This is a genomic window from Streptomyces yaizuensis (assembly GCF_034961445.1).
GTDB lineage: Bacteria > Actinomycetota > Actinomycetes > Streptomycetales > Streptomycetaceae > Streptomyces > Streptomyces yaizuensis.
The window spans coordinates 859,703-875,078 of record NZ_BSBI01000002.1; the positions used below are offsets into that span (position 1 = coordinate 859,703).

The window sequence follows — 15,376 nt, forward strand, 5'->3', positions numbered from 1 at the left end:
CGACCGACCAGCGAGACGGCCGCAGCCCGCCGCGCGGGCCGAGACTCTCGGGAAGGCGCTACGTGAGTCCCAACGGCTCCGACCGCTCGTCGCGGCGCCCGATGCGGCGGAAGCTGCCGCAGGTGCTGACTGCGGGCCTGATCCTGGTGACCGCCACCGGTTGCGAATACACATACAAGGACTTCCCCCGCCTCGGTATGCCAACGCCGGTGACGGAAGAGGCGCCGATCATTCTCTCCCTCTGGCAGGGCTCGTGGGCGGCTGCGCTCGTCACGGGCGTGCTGGTGTGGGCGCTGATCCTGTGGAGTGTCTTCTTCCACCGGCGTACGCGTTCCAAGGTCGAGGTTCCTCCGCAGACCCGGTACAACCTGCCCATCGAGGCGCTGTACACCGTGGTTCCGCTCATCATCGTCTCGGTGTTCTTCTACTTCACCGCGCGTGACGAGTCCCGGCTGCTCTCCCTGTCGAAGAAGCCCGCCCACACCATCAATGTGGTCGGCTACCAGTGGAGCTGGGGCTTCAACTACATCGAGAACGTCCCCGGCGTGACCGGTGACGCGAAGACGGACAAGAACCTCAAGGCCATTCCGGACAAGTACCTGAAGGCCCTGCCGGAGAACGCGGGCGGTGTCTACGACTACGGCATCCCGGGCACCCGGAACCCGCAGAACGGCAACCCGGGCCCCACGCTCTGGCTGCCGAAGGGCGAGAAGGTCCGCTTCATCCTGACGTCCCGAGACGTGATCCACTCCTTCTGGGTGGTTCCCTTCCTCTTCAAGCAGGACGTGATCCCCGGTCACACCAACGCCTTCGAGGTCACCGCGACCAAGGAGGGGACCTTCATGGGCAAGTGCGCCGAGCTGTGCGGTGTCGACCACTCCCGGATGCTCTTCAACGTCAAGGTGGTCTCCCCGGAGCGCTACCAGGCGCACCTGAAGCAGCTGGCCGAGAAGGGCCAGACCGGCTACATCCCGTCCGGCATCAAGCAGACGGACCCGGCCAAAAACGCGGAGAAGAAGCAACTGTGAGCATCCTCAACGAATCCCAGGGTGCCGCCGCAGCAGCTGACGACTCATACGAGAACGAGCTGCCGGTACGGCGCAAGCAGCCGGGCAATGTGGTGGTGAAGTGGCTGACCACCACCGACCACAAGACGATCGGTACGCTCTACCTGGTCACGTCGTTCGCCTTCTTCTGTGTCGGCGGCCTCATGGCGCTCTTCATGCGCGCCGAGCTGGCCCGTCCGGGTACGCAGATCATGTCGAACGAGCAGTTCAACCAGGCGTTCACGATGCACGGCACGATCATGCTGCTGATGTTCGCGACGCCGCTGTTCGCCGGATTCGCGAACTGGATCATGCCGCTCCAGATCGGTGCGCCCGACGTGGCGTTCCCGCGGCTGAACATGTTCGCCTACTGGCTCTACCTCTTCGGCTCGCTCATCGCGGTGGCGGGCTTCCTGACCCCGCAGGGCGCGGCCGACTTCGGCTGGTTCGCCTACTCCCCGCTGTCGGACGCCGTCCGCTCGCCGGGTGTCGGCGCCGATATGTGGATCATGGGTCTGGCCCTCTCGGGCTTCGGCACGATCCTCGGTTCGGTCAACTTCATCACCACGATCATCTGCATGCGCGCCCCCGGCATGACGATGTTCCGGATGCCGATCTTCACCTGGAATGTGCTGCTGACCGGTGTGCTGGTCCTGCTCGCCTTCCCGGTGCTGGCCGCCGCGCTCTTCGCGCTGGAGGCGGACCGCAAGTTCGGCGCCCAGATCTTCGATCCGGCCAACGGCGGTGCCCTGCTCTGGCAGCACCTCTTCTGGTTCTTCGGCCATCCCGAGGTGTACATCATCGCGCTGCCGTTCTTCGGCATCGTCTCGGAGATCATTCCGGTCTTCAGCCGCAAGCCGATGTTCGGTTACATGGGCCTGGTCGGCGCGACCATCGCCATCGCCGGCCTCTCGGTGACCGTGTGGGCGCACCACATGTATGTCACCGGCGGTGTGCTGCTGCCGTTCTTCTCCTTCATGACCTTCCTGATCGCGGTCCCGACCGGTGTGAAGTTCTTCAACTGGATCGGCACCATGTGGAAGGGCTCGCTGTCCTTCGAGACCCCGATGCTCTGGACGATCGGCTTCCTGATCACCTTCACCTTCGGTGGTCTGACCGGTGTCATCCTGGCCTCGCCGCCGCTGGACTTCCACGTCTCCGACTCGTACTTCGTCGTCGCGCACTTCCACTACGTCGTCTTCGGCACCGTGGTCTTCGCGATGTTCGCCGGTTTCCATTTCTGGTGGCCGAAGTTCACGGGCAAGATGCTGGACGAGCGACTCGGCAAGATCACCTTCTGGACGCTTTTCCTCGGATTCCACGGCACATTCCTCGTCCAGCACTGGCTGGGCGCGGAGGGAATGCCGCGGCGTTACGCGGACTATCTCGCGGCCGATGGATTCACCGCCCTGAACACCATCTCCACCATCGCCTCGTTCGTTCTCGGCGCCTCGGTCCTGCCCTTCTGCTACAACGTCTGGAAGACGGCGAAGTACGGAAAGAAGATCGAGGTCGACGACCCGTGGGGTTATGGCCGTTCGCTCGAATGGGCGACGTCCTGCCCGCCGCCGCGGCACAACTTCCTCACGCTGCCCCGGATCCGTTCCGAATCGCCGGCCTTCGACCTCCACCACCCCGAGATCGCGGTCGTCGACCAGCTCGAAAACCGTGGTGAGGTCGACAAGGCCCTCATCGCCGGGAAGGAGGCCGCGAAGTGAAGATCCAGGGAAAGATGTTCCTCTGGCTGAGTGTCTTCGTCCTCGCCGTGGCCATCCTCTACGGCGTCTGGTCGAAGGAGCCGGCCGGTACCACCGCGCTGTTCCTGGCCTTCGGCCTCTGCATCATGGTCGGCTACTACCTGGCCTTCACGGCCCGGCGCGTGGACGAGATGGCGCAGGACAACACCGAGGCCGACGTCGCCGACGAGGCGGGCGAGCTGGGATTCTTCTCCCCGCACAGCTGGCAGCCGCTCTCGCTGGCCTTCGGCAGCGCCCTCGCCTTCCTCGGCGTGGCCGTCGGCTGGTGGCTGATGTACTTCTCCGCCCCGCTGATCTTCATCGGCATCTTCGGCTGGGTGTTCGAGTACTACCGCGGTGCGAACCAGAACCAGTGATCCGGCGGTAGCCCCGCCCCGCTGACACCGCGTCCGGACCCGGGTTCCTCCCAGCGAGGGGCCCGGGTCCGCCGTTTGCACGCGCTCGGCGCGCGGCCCCGGGCCGGTCTTCCTACCCTGGTGACCATGAACCACAAGCCGCACCGGAGCGCCGTTCTCCGCTGTACCGCGCTGGTCCTCGCCCTGGGGGCGGTCGTCACAGCGTGCGGTGAAGAGGAGGGCCCTCACCCGCTCGCGGGCAAGCCCTTCGACGCCGCCGGGCACATCGCGTTCAACACCCCCAGGGGAGGCGCCAAGGCCGACCCGGACAAGCCCTTCGAGGTCACCGCCAAGGGCAAGGAGGCGCGGATCACCGATGTGACCGTCGTCGACCACACCGGACACCATCTCGACGGGGAACTCGCGGCCGACGGCAGCCGCTGGCGTTCCACCGCGGCCCTGTCGGCCGGGGCCCGCTACACCGCCAAGGTCATCACGGAGAGCAAGGAGGGCGCCCCGGGCAGCCGGGTGCACGCCTTCGCCACCTCACCGGCGAAACGCCTGCTCAAAATCGCCTTCCTCCCGGAGGAGGGCACCTTCGGCGTCGGCCAGCCACTGGTGGCCGAGCTGAGCCACCCCGTGCCCGACCGCGCCGGCCGGGCCGTGGTCGAACGCGCCCTGAAAGTCGAGTCCACCCCGTCCGTCGAGGGCGCCTGGCACTGGCTCAACGACGACGCCCTGCACTACCGGCCCAAGGAGTACTGGCCCGCGAACTCCAAGGTCCGGATCGTCAACAACCTCAAGGGCATCAAGATCTCCCACCAGCTCTACGGCGGCACCAACAAGGGTGCGTCGATCACCATCGGGGACCGGATGGAGGCCATCACCGACGCCTCCTCGCACTGGATGACGGTCTTCCGCAACGGTGAGGAGCTGACCAGCATCCCCATCACCACCGGCAAGCCCGGCTTCGCCACCCGCAACGGCATCAAGGTGGTCCTCGGCAAGGAGTACTTCGTCCGGATGCGCGGCTCCAGCGTCGGCATCGGCGGCTCCGAGGCGTACAACCTGCCGGTCTACTACGCCACCCGGGTCACCTGGAGCGGTGAATACGTCCACGCGGCGCCCTGGTCCATCGACTCGCACGGATACGCGAATGTCAGCCATGGCTGCACCGGGATGTCCACCTCGAACGCCGCCTGGTTCTACGAGACCTTCAAGGAGGGCGACATCGTCCAGGTCGTCAACAGCATCGGCGAGTACATGGACCCGTTCGGGAACGGCTACGGCGACTGGAACCTGGACTGGGACGAGTGGCGCGAGGGCAGCGCCCTGGTCTCCGGCGTCAGGGACGGCAGCAAGCCCGACGACGCCGCCCGGCTGCGCCCGCGCATCTGAGCGCCGCGGCCCGGACCGGCATCCCCGCCGGTCCGGGCCGGGCCCGCACGGCCTCCCAGGGGCCCTCAGGCCCCTATGGCCTGCCGTCCGCGCAGCAGACCGGCCAGCGCGCCCGCGAACTCCACCGGGTCCACCGGAAGCGTCACAGCGGCCTCCGCCCGGCTCCAGGTGGCCAGCCAGGCGTCCTGCGGACGGCCGATCAGCAGCAGCACCGGCGGGCAGTCGAAGACCTCGTCCTTGATCTGCCGGCAGACGCCCATGCCCCCCGCGGGGGTGGTCTCCCCGTCCAGTACGCAGATGTCGATCCCGCCCCGCTCCAGCTCCTTCAGGACCGCCGGCAGGGTCGCGCACTCGATGAACTCGACCGGGGGAACGTCCGCCGCCGGCCTGCGCCCCGCCGCCAGCCGGACCTGCTCACGGGTGGTGGCGTTGTCGCTGTAGACCAGCACGGTGGCGGTCGGCTGCATGGTTCCTCCGCGTCGTCGTACCCCGGCGGGCCCCTGACGGGCGCCCCGGGGGATCAGGTACCGATGGGCCGGATGGTACTCGCTCCAACTGCCGGTAAACAGCCGTTCGGACCCTCGCGCGCTGGGCCGAACGGGCCGCGGGGCACCCATGGACACACCGAACGGCACCCCCCGGAGTGAGGGCGGGATAAGCGACCGACATAATGTCGGTCGTGGCGACAGCAACGACAGTAGAAACCGGGCACGCGCACCCGTCGGTCAATCGGCCGAACCTCGTCAGCGTCGGAACCATCATCTGGTTGAGTTCCGAGCTGATGTTCTTCGCGGCCCTCTTCGCGATGTACTTCACTCTGCGCTCGGTTACGGGTGCCGAGTACTGGTCCTCCAGGGCCGACCTTCTGAACTTCCCGTTCTCGATGACGAACACCACGATCCTGGTGCTCTCCTCGCTCACCTGTCAGCTCGGCGTTTTCGCCGCCGAGCGCGGTGACGTGAAGAAGCTCCGCACCTGGTTCATCGTCACGTTCATCATGGGCGCGATCTTCGTCGGAGGCCAGGTCTACGAGTACACCGAGCTGGTCCAGCACGGGGTCTCCCTCTCCTCCGACCCGTACGGCTCGGTGTTCTATCTGACCACCGGCTTCCACGGACTGCACGTGACAGGCGGTCTGATCGCCTTCCTGCTGGTCCTGGGCCGGACCTACGCGGCCAGACGATTCACCCACGAGCAGGCAACCTCCGCCATCGTCGTGTCCTACTACTGGCACTTCGTCGATGTGGTCTGGATCGGCCTCTTCGCCACGATCTACATGATCAAGTAACCGGCGCGGGCTCCGACGCCCGAGCAGACTCAGTCCAGCAAGCATCGACGCAGAAAATCCTGACACCGGGGTAATCCGTGAAAAAGCTCTCCGCACGACGACGCCATCCGCTGGCGGCGGTCGTCGTCCTACTCCTCGCGCTGGCGGCCACCGGGGGGCTGTACGCAGCGTTCGCGCCCGCGGACACGGCACAGGCCGACCAAACCTCCCAGTCCCTCGCCATCGAGGAGGGCAAGAAGCTCTACACCGTCGGCTGTGCCAGCTGCCACGGAACCGATGGTGAGGGCACCACCGACGGGCCGTCCCTGGTCGGTGTCGGGTCCGCCGCCGTCGACTTCCAGGTCGGCACGGGCCGGATGCCCGCCCAGCAGCCCGGTGCCCAGGTGCCGAAGAAGAAGAACATCTACACCCAGGCTGAGATCGACCAGCTCGCGGCGTACGTCGCCTCGCTGGGCGCCGGTCCGATCACGCCGACCGAGAAGCAGTACAGCCCCACCGGCGCGGACGTCGGCAACGGTGGCGAGCTCTTCCGTACCAACTGCGCCCAGTGCCACAACTTCACCGGCAAGGGCGGCGCACTGACCGAGGGCAAGTACGCCCCCACGCTGGAAGGCGTCAGCGCCAAGCACCTCTACGAGGCCATGCAGACCGGCCCGCAGAACATGCCCTCCTTCCCCGACGGGGTCATGCCCGAGCAGGAGAAGCGGGACATCATCGCGTACGTCGAGGCCATGAACGACCCCAAGGTCGCGTCGAGCCCCGGTGGTCTCACGCTGGGCGGGCTCGGCCCGGTCAGCGAGGGTCTGTTCGCGTGGATCTTCGGACTCGGGGGGCTGATCGCCGCCGCCGTCTGGGTCGCGGCCCACACCGCTAAGGCCAAGAAGTCATGAGTAGCCAAGACATTCCAGAAGAGAACCTGCCCGAAGAGCAGGCCGCCGCGCACGGCGCGGCAGGTCACGGCGGCACCACCGCCCTGGCCAAGCGGGTGGACGACGACCCGTTCCACGACCCGGGACTGCCGGCCCACAAGCCGCGCATACAGGACATCGACGAGCGGGCCGCCCAGCGGTCCGAGCGCACGGTCGCCCTGCTGTTCACGCTGTCGATGCTGGCCACCGTCGCCTTCATCGCCTGCTTCGTGATCTTCCCGGTCGACAAGCTCGTCTACATCTGGCCCTTCGGCCGGGTGAGCGCCCTGAACTTCTCGCTCGGCTGGACGCTCGGCGCGGCCCTCTTCTTCATCGGCGCGGGCGCGGTCCACTGGGCCCGTACCCTCATGTCCGATGTCGAGGTCGCCGACGACCGGCACCCGATCGAGGCGTCCCCCGAGGTCAAGGCCAAGGTCCTGGCGGACCTCGCGGCGGGCAACGAGGAGTCCGGCTTCGGCCGCCGCAAGCTGATCCGCAACACCATGTTCGGCGCGCTGGCCCTGGTGCCGCTCACCGGCGTGGTCCTCCTGCGCGACCTCGGTCCGCTGCCGGAGCGGAAGCTGCGCGAGACCCTGTGGGCCAAGGGCAAGCAGCTCATCAACATGAACACGCATGAGCCGCTGCGCCCCGAGGACATCACCGTGGGCTCGCTCGTCTTCGCCATGCCCGAAGGGCTGAAGGAGGACGACCACAACTTCCAGATCGAGATCGGCAAGGCCGCGCTGATGCTCGTCCGGATCCAGCCGGAGGACATCAAGGACAAGCGCGAGCTGGAGTGGTCGCACGACGGCATCGTCGCCTTCTCCAAGGTCTGCACCCACGTCGGCTGCCCGATCAGCCTCTACGAGCAGCAGACCCACCACGTGCTCTGCCCGTGCCATCAGTCCACTTTCGACCTCTCCGACGGGGCCCGGGTCATCTTCGGCCCCGCCGGCCACGCCCTTCCGCAGCTGCAGATCGGTGTGAACGCGCAGGGCAACCTCGAAGCGCTCGGCGACTTCGAAGAGCCCGTCGGTGCGTCCTTCTGGGAGCGCGGATGAGTACAGCAACTGACACCAGCAAGCGCGACGAGCGCAAGGCACCCGCCGGTGAGCGGGTCGCCGACTGGGCCGACGGCCGCCTGGGGATCTACACCCTGGCCAAGGCCAACATGCGGAAGATCTTCCCGGACCACTGGTCCTTCATGCTCGGTGAGATCTGCCTCTACAGCTTCATCATCATCATCCTCACGGGTGTGTACCTGACGCTGTTCTTCACCCCGTCGATGAACGAGATCACGTACCACGGCAGCTACATCCCGCTCCAGGGTGTGCGCATGTCGGAGGCGTACGCGTCGACGCTGGAGATCAGCTTCGACGTCCGCGGCGGTCTGCTCATCCGGCAGATCCACCACTGGGCCGCGCTGATCTTCGTCGCCGCGATGATGGTCCACATGATGCGCGTCTTCTTCACGGGCGCCTTCCGCAAGCCGCGCGAGGTCAACTGGCTCTTCGGCTTCCTGCTGCTGGTCCTGGGCATGTTCACCGGCTTCACCGGTTACTCGCTCCCGGACGACCTGCTCTCCGGCACCGGTGTCCGCTTCATGCAGGGCGCGATCCTGTCCGTGCCGATCGTCGGCACGTACATCTCGATGTTCCTGTTCGGCGGCGAGTTCCCCGGCCACGACTTCGTGTCCCGGTTCTACTCGATCCACATCCTGCTGCTGCCCGGCATCATGATGGCGCTGCTCGTCGGCCACCTGATCCTCGTCGTGTACCACAAGCACACGCAGTACGCGGGTCCCGGCCGCACCGAGAAGAACGTCGTCGGCATGCCGCTGCTGCCGGTCTACATGGCCAAGGCGGGAGGCTTCTTCTTCCTGGTCTTCGGCATCATCTCGGTGATCTCCGCGATCGCCACGCTGAACCCGATCTGGGCACTCGGCCCCTACCGGGTCGACCAGGTCTCCACCGGCGCCCAGCCCGACTGGTACATGGGCTTCGCCGAGGGCCTGATCCGGGTGATGCCCGGCTGGGAGATCAACTTCTGGGGTCACACCCTGGCGCTGGGTGTCTTCATCCCGCTGATGATCTTCCCGCTGATGCTGGGCGCCATCGCGGTCTGGCCGTTCCTGGAGTCCTGGGTCACCGGCGACAAGCGCGAGCACCACATCCTGGACCGCCCGCGCAACGCCCCGACCCGGACCGCCTTCGGTGTGGCCTGGCTGGTCGCGTACTTCATCATGCTGATCGGCGGTGGCAACGACATCGTCGCCACCCACTTCAACCTGTCGATCAACGCGATCACCTGGTTCGTCCGGATCTTCTTCTTCGCCGGACCGGTCATCGCGTTCATCGTCACCAAGCGGATCTGCCTGGGCCTCCAGCGCCGCGACCGCGACAAGGTGCTGCACGGCCGCGAGACCGGCATCATCAAGCGGCTGCCGCACGGTGAGTTCATCGAGGTGCACGAGCCGCTGTCGCAGGGCGAGCTGCACACGCTGACCTCGCACGAGCAGTACAAGCCGCTGGAGATCGGCCCCGAGGTCGACGAGAACGGCGTCCGGCGCAAGGTGTCGCTGATCAAGAAGACCCAGGCCAAGCTGAGCCAGGGCTTCTACGGCGAGGGCCACCAGATCCCGAAGCCGACGGCCGAGGAGTACCAGGAGATCACCAGCGGCCACGGCCACCACTGATCGCCTGACCTGATCGTTCACGATCGCCACAGCGGGAGCCCCGTCCACTGCCTGGACGGGGCTCTTCGCCGTTCCCGGCGGCTGGATAGGGTGTAAGTCCCCTTGACCGATGGACCCAGGAGCGGACCATGAACGTTGTGACCCCGGCCGGCGGCGACAGCGTGGCGGACTTCTCCTGGCCCGGCGTGCTGAACTCGCTCCTGGAGAACCACGACCAGAGCGCGGACGCCACGGCCTGGGCGATGGACCGGATCCTCTCCGGGGAGGCCACCGACGCCCAGATCGCCGGGTTCGCGGTGGCGCTGCGGGCCAAGGGCGAGACCGTCCAGGAGATCGCCGGCCTGGTGCGCACGATGTACCGGCACGCCCGGCTGATCGAGGTCCCCGGCCCCAGCGTCGACATCGTCGGCACCGGCGGCGACGGCGCGCGGACGGTGAACATCTCCACGATGTCCTCGATCGTGGTGGCCGGCACCGGCGCCAAGGTCGTCAAGCACGGCAACCGGGCCGCGTCGAGCGCGTCGGGGGCCTCCGACGTCCTGGAGAAGCTGGGCGTCAATCTGGAGCTGGCGCCGGAGCGGGTCGCCGAGGTCGCCGAGGAGGCCGGGATCACCTTCTGCTTCGCGGTACGGTTCCACCCCGCGCTGCGGCACGTCGCCGCCGCCCGCAAGGAGCTGGGCATCCGCACCACGTTCAACTTCCTCGGCCCGCTGACCAACCCGGCCAGGGTCCGCGCGCAGGCGACCGGCGTGGCCGACGCCCGGATGGCGCCCATCATGGCGGGCGTGCTCGCGGAGCGCGGCTCCTCCGCGCTGATCTTCCGGGGCGACGACGGTCTCGACGAGCTGACGACGACGGCGACCTCCCGGGTCTGGAGGGTCCGCGACGGCGCCGTGCGCGAGGAGTCCTTCGACCCCCGGGACGTCGGGATCCCCCTGGTGCCCGTGGAGGCGCTGCGGGGCGCCGACGCCTCCTACAACGCCGATGTCGCGCGCCGGATCCTCGCGGGCGGCACCGGTCCGGTGCGGGACGCCGTCCTGCTGAACTCGGCCGCGGCGCTGGTGGCCCTGGACCCGAGCGACGCGCCCCTCACCGAGCAGATCGCCGCCGGTATCGCCCGCGCGGCCGAGTCCATCGACTCCGGCGCGGCCCGGGACGTCCTGGCCCGCTGGGTCGCGGCGACCAACGCCTGAGGCCCCTGCGCCCCTACGGGACCGGAGTACGAGCTTCCGGTCCCGTGCAACCCTCCGGCCCGTCCCTGCGTCCTACCGGGCAGTAACGGTGAAACGAAAGGGACAGGCGCGATGGAAGCGTTGGGACAAGCGGTGATGACGGCGGGCGGATGGGTCCTGCGTGAGGCCCGCGCGGCCGTCGAGTTCCTGAAGCTGCGCCCCCGCACCCGGCGCTGACCGGCCCGCCGCCGTGCCCCCGTCCCCCCGGACCCCCTCCCACCGGTCCGGGATACGGGACGGGGTTGCGCGCGGCTGATCCACTGGCATACGGTCTCCGCAGGTCATGAGCGACAGCGACTACGGCCCCGGCCCGCTGTCCGGCAACCCTCCGTCCGTGGCGGGGTGCCCCGGGTGAAGACCAGGCCGTGGGCAGCGAGGCCCGCGGCAAGCGCGGACCCCTGCGAACCCTGGGGTCCTGGTCCTCAAGGGAGCAGTCTCGTGAGCAAGCGAATGCGTTAGGGCGAACACCGCCCCTTCTTCGTACCCTTCCGCACTTCTTCGTGCACCCCCGCACCGCGGCACAGCCGCGCGCCCGGGGCATCCCCGTACCCCTTGAGTGCCCCGCGCCCACCCCGGCAGTGACCGGGCCGCGCCGCGCTCCCGTACGGGTCCACGACGCCACTTCGCCCTGTCACACCCGGGAGACTCCGCCATGTCCGCATGCCCGAACACCGCCGCCGCCACCGTCACCGCCCCTGACTTCGCCGCCGCCGTGGGCGCCCCGCTCCCCGTCCTCGGCCGCGATGTCACCGTCCCGCTCGTCACCGGCGGCGAGGTCACCTACGCCGCCCTCGACTACGCCGCCAGCGCCCCCGCGCTCCAGCGGGTCTGGGACGACGTCGCCGCGTACGCCCCGTACTACGGCAGCGTCCACCGGGGCGCCGGCTACCTCTCCCAGCTCTCCACCGACCTCTTCGAGAACAGCCGCGCCACCATCGCCGCGTTCCTCGACTGCCGCGACGACGACCAGGTCGTCTTCACCCGCTCCACCACCGACTCGCTGAACCTGCTCGCGTCCGCGCTCCCCGCCGACTGCCAGGTCTTCGTCTTCGAGACCGAGCACCACGCCTCGCTGCTGCCCTGGAGCGACGCCCGGGTGACCTACCTCAACGCGCCCCGCACCCCGGAGCAGGCCGTCGCAACGCTGGAGCGCGCCCTCGCCGACCGCGACCCGTATGGCCCCGCCCTGGTCTGTGTGACGGGCGCGTCCAATGTGACCGGCGAGCTGTGGCCGGTGCGGGAACTGGCCGCCGCCGCCCACGCGCACGGCGCCCGGATCGTGCTGGACGCCGCCCAGCTCGCCCCCCACCACCCGGTCTCCGTCCGCGACCTCGACGTCGACTGGGTCGCCTTCTCCGGGCACAAGCTGTACGCGCCCTTCGGCTCCGGTGTGCTCGCCGGCCGCGCCGACTGGCTCAAGGACGCCGAGCCCTACCTCGCGGGCGGCGGCGCCTCCCGTACGGTCGCCCGGCGGGCCGACGGCGGCGTCGAGGTCGAGTGGCACACCACCGCCGCCCGCCACGAGGCCGGCTCCCCCAACGTCATCGGCGGCTACGCCATCGCCGCCGCCTGCAAGGCCCTCACCGAGGCCGGCTTCGACTCCCTCGTCGCCCGCGAACAGCACCTCGTCGCCACCGTCCGGGCCGGCCTCGCCGAGGTCCCCGAGGTCACCGTGCTCTCGCTCTTCGGCGACGACGCCCCCCGGGTCGGGGTGATCTCCTTCGTGGTCGAGGGGTGGAACAGCTCCCACTTCGCCGCCGCGCTCTCCGCCGAGTACGGCATCGGCGTCCGCGACGGCCTCTTCTGCGCCCACCCCCTCGTCCGCACCCTGCTCGGCAGCGACCCCCGGGACCCGGGGGAGTGCGGCGCCCCCGACGCCGCCCCCGGCGAGAAGTCCCTCAACGCCATCCGGGTCAGCTTCGGCGCCGGCACCCCCGACGAGCACGTGGAGCGGTTCCTGAACGCCGTGCGCGAACTGGTCGCCCACGGCGCCCGCTGGACCTACCGCACCGAGGACGGCCGCTGCGTCCCCGACACCACCGGCTGAGGCCCGCGGGGGCCGCCCGGCAGCCGGGTCCCGATGAGGATCATCCGCAGGGCCCGCTCGGTGGCGTCGGCGAGGAACTCCCCGCCCCGCCCCAGCGCCTCCGTCAGCGACACCGGCGCCGGCAGGATCGCGCTGTACGCGTCGACACCGGCCGACCGCACCTGGTTCGCCCCCTCGCCGATGGTCCCGGCGAGGACCAGCACCTGACGGTCGTACCGCTTGGCCCGGCGGGCGACCTCGGCGGGCACCTTGCCGCGCGGGGTCTGGTGGTCGAGCGCGCCCTCGGCCGTCACCACCAGGTCGGCGCGGGCCAGCCGCTCGTCCAGGTCCAGATGGTCCAGGAGCACGTCGAAGCGGGGCAGCAGCCGGGCGCCGAGGGCCGCGAGCCCCGCGCCCAGGCCGCCGGACGCCCCCGTACCCGGGCCCTGGCACAGGTCCGCCGTCACCCGCAGATCGCGGGTGAGGACCGCGGCCCACCGCTCCAGCCCCGCCGCCAGCTGCTCCACCTGCGCCGGGGTCGCGCCCTTCTGCGGGCCGAAGACCCGGGCCACCCCGCGCTCCCCGCAGAGCACGTTGAACGGGTTGCAGGCCACCCGGATCTCGGTCTCGGAGAGCCGGGGGTCGAGACCGCTCGCGTCGATCCGGTCGATCCGGGTCAGCTCCCGGCCGCCGAAGGGCAGTTCGCGGCCGTCCGCGTCCAGCAGCCGGGCCCCCAGCGCCTGGAGCGCGCCCGCGCCGCCGTCGGAGGTGCCGGAGTCGCCGCAGCCGACGAGGATCCGCCGTACGCCGGTGTCCAGCGCGGCCGAGATCAGCTCGCCGACGCCGTACGTGGTGGTCGCGCCCGGGTCCCGCAGCTCGCGGGGGACCAGCGAGAGCCCGGCGACGGCGGCCATCTCGACCACCGCGGTCTCCGCGTCGCCGCCCAGGAGCGCGAAGTGGGTGCCGATCCGCTCGCCGGTGGGGCCGGTGGCCCGCAGCGGGACCAGCCGTCCGCCGGACGCGGTCGCCAGCGCGCGGGCCGTGCCCTCCCCGCCGTCGACCAGCGGGATCAGATCGATCTCGGCGTCCGGCACCACCCGCCGCACCCCCTCGGCGATGGCCTCGGCCGCGGACTGCGCGGAGAGGGACTCCTTGAAACCGCTGGGGGCGATGGCGAATCGGGTGAGCATATGCGTACTCCTGACGAACGGAGGGACGGACCGGACGTATGAGGGGGGTGGGGGAGGGGGCGGCCCGGCTCAGCGGAGCGGGACACCCAGCAGGGGCCAGACCGCGACCGCGAAGAACAGCACCAGCGCGGCGGTCATCGGCGCCAGGACGGCGGAGAGCCGCAGCAGGTCGCGCGGGGTGTACGTGGGCACCCCCGGGATCTCGGCGAAGAGGGTGACCGGCTTCGCGGAGGCGGGCAGCGTGTGGCAGAAGCCCGCGGCGGCGGTGGAGGCCAGCGCGGCGGCCACCGGGTTCACCCCGGCGCCCACGGCGGCCGCGACCACCAGCGGCACCAGGACCGACGATCTCGCCGAACGGGACTGGAGCACCAGGTGCGCCAGGGTGGAGACCACCACCACGACCGAGAGGAAGGCCCACGGCGGCAGATCCAGCGGTATCCCGCCGACCAGGTACTTCGCCGCCCCCGAGTCGGCCAGCGCCACACCCATGGCCATCGTCGCCGCCATGAACAGCAGCAGCGACCAGGGCACGGTCTTCAGCGCGTCCTTGAGCCGTACGGTCCCGAGCGCGGGCGACGCGGCCACCACGGCGCCGATGAGGGCGACCACCGCCGGCGGCACCCGGTGCAGGGGCTCGCTGCACCACAGCGCGACCACGGTCGCGAGCAGCAGGGCGCACCGGGTCTCGGCCGGCTCCCACGGACCGGTCACCGGCTTGTCGCTGTGCTCCTGGATCTCCTCGGCGGTGATGTGCACCTCGCCCTTGCGGTCCGCGCGCTTCGTGGTGGTGAAGAGCACGGCCTCGGCGGCGAGATGGGAGGAGACCACGGCCAGCGGCAGCCCGATGAGGAGCCACTCGGTGAAGCCGATGCGCTCCCCGGCGGCCTCCCAGAGCACGGAGACGGTGATCAGATGGGCGCCCGCGCCGATCAGGGTGGCCACCGCCGACAGCAGGATGACGGTGGGGAAGAGGAGCGCGAGCATCACGACCAGCCGGGTCCGGCCGGCCAGGGCCTTCGCCAGGGCGAGGAAGACCGGCATGGCGAGCGCGGCCCGCCCGGAGGTGGCCGGGACCGCGAACGCGGTGACCACCAGCGCGGCGGTGGTCAGATGGACCAGCTGCCGCACCGTGCGCGCCCCGCCGACCAGGAAGGCGGCGGCCCGCCCCGCGAGCCCGGTCCTGGCCACCGCGGCGGCCAGGACGAAGGCACAGATCAGCAGCCACACCGTGTCGTCGCCGAGCGTCCCGAACAGCTCATCGCTGCTGATCACCCCGGTCGCCGTGAGCGCGAGTCCCGCGCCCAGGGCGATGTAGGTGTCGTCTATCGGGGTGCCGATCCAGGCACAGGTCGCGATGGCGAAGATGGCCAGGGTGAGCCGGGCGTCGCCGCTCAGCCCCGGGAAGTTGGTGGGGACCACGAGCAGCGCGCAGATGCTCAGGGCCACGCAGAGGGTGGTCGCTTGTCGCAGGTTCAAGGTCACATGAGAAGGCTTCACCCGG

At 69.7% G+C, this 15,376-nt stretch carries 13 protein-coding genes and 1 riboswitch; of the genes, 10 read left to right on the plus strand and 3 right to left on the minus strand.

Translation table 11 applies throughout. The features are described 5' to 3' along the window. Positions 1 to 62 precede the first annotated feature (62 nt). From ctaC to SYYSPA8_RS07575, 4 genes are all read left to right on the plus strand, one after another. A complete protein-coding gene (ctaC, locus tag SYYSPA8_RS07560; RefSeq protein WP_323446173.1) occupies positions 63 to 1,028 on the plus strand; it encodes an aa3-type cytochrome oxidase subunit II in 966 nt (321 codons plus the stop codon). Then, positions 1,025 to 2,764 (plus strand): aa3-type cytochrome oxidase subunit I, encoded by a 1,740-nt coding sequence (ctaD, locus tag SYYSPA8_RS07565; protein WP_323446174.1) that lies wholly within the window; start codon positions 1,025 to 1,027, stop codon positions 2,762 to 2,764. The genes ctaC and ctaD overlap by 4 nt, the downstream gene beginning before the upstream one ends. Continuing rightward, the gene (locus SYYSPA8_RS07570; RefSeq protein ID WP_323446175.1) at positions 2,761 to 3,159 is read left to right on the plus strand and encodes a cytochrome c oxidase subunit 4; all 399 of its coding nucleotides are present in this window, start codon (positions 2,761 to 2,763) and stop codon (positions 3,157 to 3,159) included. The genes ctaD and SYYSPA8_RS07570 overlap by 4 nt, the downstream gene beginning before the upstream one ends. Before the next feature lie 126 nt (positions 3,160 to 3,285). Further along, positions 3,286 to 4,536, plus strand: coding sequence for a L,D-transpeptidase (locus tag SYYSPA8_RS07575; protein WP_323446176.1), 1,251 nt, complete (start codon positions 3,286 to 3,288; stop codon positions 4,534 to 4,536). Positions 4,537 to 4,601: 65 nt separating this feature from the next. Here the strand turns inward: SYYSPA8_RS07575 and SYYSPA8_RS07580 are convergent, their stop codons facing one another. Continuing rightward, entirely contained in the window at positions 4,602 to 5,003 is a 402-nt protein-coding gene (locus SYYSPA8_RS07580; RefSeq protein WP_323446177.1) for a hypothetical protein, read from the minus strand. Between the two features lie 203 nt (positions 5,004 to 5,206). On the opposite strand from SYYSPA8_RS07580, the gene ctaE reads away from it, so the two are divergent. The 6 genes from ctaE to SYYSPA8_RS07610 all read left to right on the plus strand — a co-directional run bounded on the left by ctaE (position 5,207) and on the right by SYYSPA8_RS07610 (position 12,706). Next, complete coding sequence (ctaE, locus tag SYYSPA8_RS07585; protein WP_323446178.1) at positions 5,207 to 5,824, plus strand: aa3-type cytochrome oxidase subunit III; 618 nt, start codon at positions 5,207 to 5,209, stop codon at positions 5,822 to 5,824. A gap of 77 nt (positions 5,825 to 5,901) precedes the next feature. Beyond that, complete coding sequence (gene qcrC / locus SYYSPA8_RS07590; protein ID WP_323446179.1) at positions 5,902 to 6,714, plus strand: cytochrome bc1 complex diheme cytochrome c subunit; 813 nt, start codon at positions 5,902 to 5,904, stop codon at positions 6,712 to 6,714. After that, the gene (gene qcrA / locus SYYSPA8_RS07595) at positions 6,711 to 7,793 is read left to right on the plus strand and encodes a cytochrome bc1 complex Rieske iron-sulfur subunit (RefSeq protein ID WP_323446180.1); all 1,083 of its coding nucleotides are present in this window, start codon (positions 6,711 to 6,713) and stop codon (positions 7,791 to 7,793) included. Before qcrC ends, qcrA begins: the two co-directional genes overlap by 4 nt. Next, complete coding sequence (qcrB, locus tag SYYSPA8_RS07600; protein ID WP_323446181.1) at positions 7,790 to 9,427, plus strand: cytochrome bc1 complex cytochrome b subunit; 1,638 nt, start codon at positions 7,790 to 7,792, stop codon at positions 9,425 to 9,427. Before qcrA ends, qcrB begins: the two co-directional genes overlap by 4 nt. Before the next feature lie 128 nt (positions 9,428 to 9,555). Continuing rightward, the gene (gene trpD / locus SYYSPA8_RS07605) at positions 9,556 to 10,620 is read left to right on the plus strand and encodes an anthranilate phosphoribosyltransferase (protein ID WP_323446182.1); all 1,065 of its coding nucleotides are present in this window, start codon (positions 9,556 to 9,558) and stop codon (positions 10,618 to 10,620) included. Between the two features lie 318 nt (positions 10,621 to 10,938). After that, positions 10,939 to 11,056: riboswitch (SAM riboswitch) on the plus strand. Positions 11,057 to 11,311: 255 nt separating this feature from the next. Next, positions 11,312 to 12,706, plus strand: a complete 1,395-nt coding sequence (locus SYYSPA8_RS07610) for an aminotransferase class V-fold PLP-dependent enzyme (RefSeq protein WP_323446183.1) — start codon at positions 11,312 to 11,314, stop codon at positions 12,704 to 12,706. Here the strand turns inward: SYYSPA8_RS07610 and SYYSPA8_RS07615 are convergent. Both SYYSPA8_RS07615 and SYYSPA8_RS07620 read right to left on the minus strand, forming a co-directional pair. Next, the gene (locus tag SYYSPA8_RS07615; protein WP_323446184.1) at positions 12,661 to 13,875 is read right to left on the minus strand and encodes a glycerate kinase family protein; all 1,215 of its coding nucleotides are present in this window, start codon (positions 13,873 to 13,875) and stop codon (positions 12,661 to 12,663) included. The two genes, SYYSPA8_RS07610 and SYYSPA8_RS07615, sit on opposite strands and share 46 nt — an antisense overlap. 69 nt (positions 13,876 to 13,944) lie before the next feature. Continuing rightward, positions 13,945 to 15,357, minus strand: coding sequence for an SLC13 family permease (locus SYYSPA8_RS07620; protein ID WP_323446185.1), 1,413 nt, complete (start codon positions 15,355 to 15,357; stop codon positions 13,945 to 13,947). Between the last annotated feature and the right edge of the window lie 19 nt (positions 15,358 to 15,376).

Excerpts from the sequence above, each read along its gene's own strand:
- SYYSPA8_RS07575 (WP_323446176.1), top strand. The coding sequence starts at position 3,286 with ATGAACCACAAGCCGCACCGGAGCGCCGTTCTCCGCTGTACCGCGCTG.
- SYYSPA8_RS07580 (WP_323446177.1), bottom strand. The coding sequence starts at position 5,003 with ATGCAGCCGACCGCCACCGTGCTGGTCTACAGCGACAACGCCACCACC.
- ctaE (WP_323446178.1), top strand. The coding sequence starts at position 5,207 with ATGTCGGTCGTGGCGACAGCAACGACAGTAGAAACCGGGCACGCGCAC.
- qcrA (WP_323446180.1), top strand. The coding sequence starts at position 6,711 with ATGAGTAGCCAAGACATTCCAGAAGAGAACCTGCCCGAAGAGCAGGCC.
- qcrB (WP_323446181.1), top strand. The coding sequence starts at position 7,790 with ATGAGTACAGCAACTGACACCAGCAAGCGCGACGAGCGCAAGGCACCC.
- trpD (WP_323446182.1), top strand. The coding sequence starts at position 9,556 with ATGAACGTTGTGACCCCGGCCGGCGGCGACAGCGTGGCGGACTTCTCC.
- SYYSPA8_RS07610 (WP_323446183.1), top strand. The coding sequence starts at position 11,312 with ATGTCCGCATGCCCGAACACCGCCGCCGCCACCGTCACCGCCCCTGAC.
- SYYSPA8_RS07615 (WP_323446184.1), bottom strand. The coding sequence starts at position 13,875 with ATGCTCACCCGATTCGCCATCGCCCCCAGCGGTTTCAAGGAGTCCCTC.